General features: G+C 46.7%; 2 protein-coding genes. Both read right to left on the bottom strand.

Annotation, left to right across the window (positions count from 1 at the left end; all coding sequences use genetic code 11):
* A partial coding sequence (locus R8N49_RS24940) for a hypothetical protein (protein ID WP_318190191.1) occupies nt 1–242 on the bottom strand: 242 nt, incomplete at its 3' end.
* A gap of 642 nt (nt 243–884) precedes the next feature.
* Nucleotides 885–1,169, bottom strand: a 285-nt coding sequence (locus R8N49_RS24955; RefSeq protein WP_177952071.1) for a transposase, incomplete at its 5' end; no start/stop codon positions are given.

Raw genomic sequence — 1,169 nt, forward strand, 5'->3', positions numbered from 1 at the left:
CCAACACCATATCCCCTTCTGCGACGTTGCCTAATTGATGTCCCGAGTTTATTGATTTGCTCTGCTGTCAGGTATTTATTAATCCATTCAGTGAGTTCTGATGGTGATCGCCCTATGCTGTTCAGGCTGTCCACGGCTTCAAGTTTCTTATCGAATGGGACGTCACGCCAGAAAGCTGGGCGCGAAGCAGCTCTGAGGAGATAGATCGCCGTAGCCTGAGCATCTTCATTGGATACTTTCAAAAAATCACCTTTTCCGTTACATGTCACACTTACCTTATCGTGACATGTAACACCTCAAACTGCAAGTATAAAAAAAGGCCAGCTATTGCTGGCCTTTACGTTCATTGTCGCAGTTACTCTTTAGGCGTTGTGATGCTTTTTTTCCTTCTGTTTCTCATGGTAGAGATACAGACTGCCGCCAGTGACGACAGTGAAAAAAATGAGCAACCCCAACATGCCTAATGTGAAAGCGTCCATTTGACCCCCTTAAGAATTGCAGACCTTGGTTAAGATTATACCATAGATGCACAGGATAACCCCAATGACCAACACCAAACCGGCTTCTTTGACGGTTATAGTGTCCCCAGATACAGCCAATCCTACAAGGGGTCGTCTCAGAAAACGGAATCTATGGTCACTCCCGTTTTTGCAACACCGATTTTGACGACAAGTTGGCTTGCTTGAATCTATCCGGCGTCTGAATGGGATTTTATTCCCGCGCCTTGATGAGTTCCGCGCCTGATGAACCTCCAGAAAATATACGGCTTCAATGAGCCTTTCCGTTTTACAGGTTCCTCAACAGGCCGGTGGGCCGTTAGTATCATCAATATCAGTATTCGCAAAACCAGATCAGTAATTCTTTAAACCGGTGTATTTCTGCCGTTATGCTACATAAGTTTGCTGTCGTGCCGTTAGGGCCCAGGCTATTCTGGCCAGCTTGTTTGCCAGAGCACAAGTGACGACAAAGTTGCTTTTCCGGCACAGTAAATCCCTGACCCAATCGGCCAATTTGCCAGACTGGTGTTCCAGTTTTTGTATGAATACCCTGGCACACTGAACCAACAAAGTTCGGATCTTTTTATTACCTCGCTTACTAATTCCCAGCAATGTCGTCCTACCTCCCGTGCTGTACTGCCGAGGTACAAGCCCTGTTGCCGCCGCAAAGTC

Source organism: Vibrio sp. 1978, from assembly GCF_033344345.1.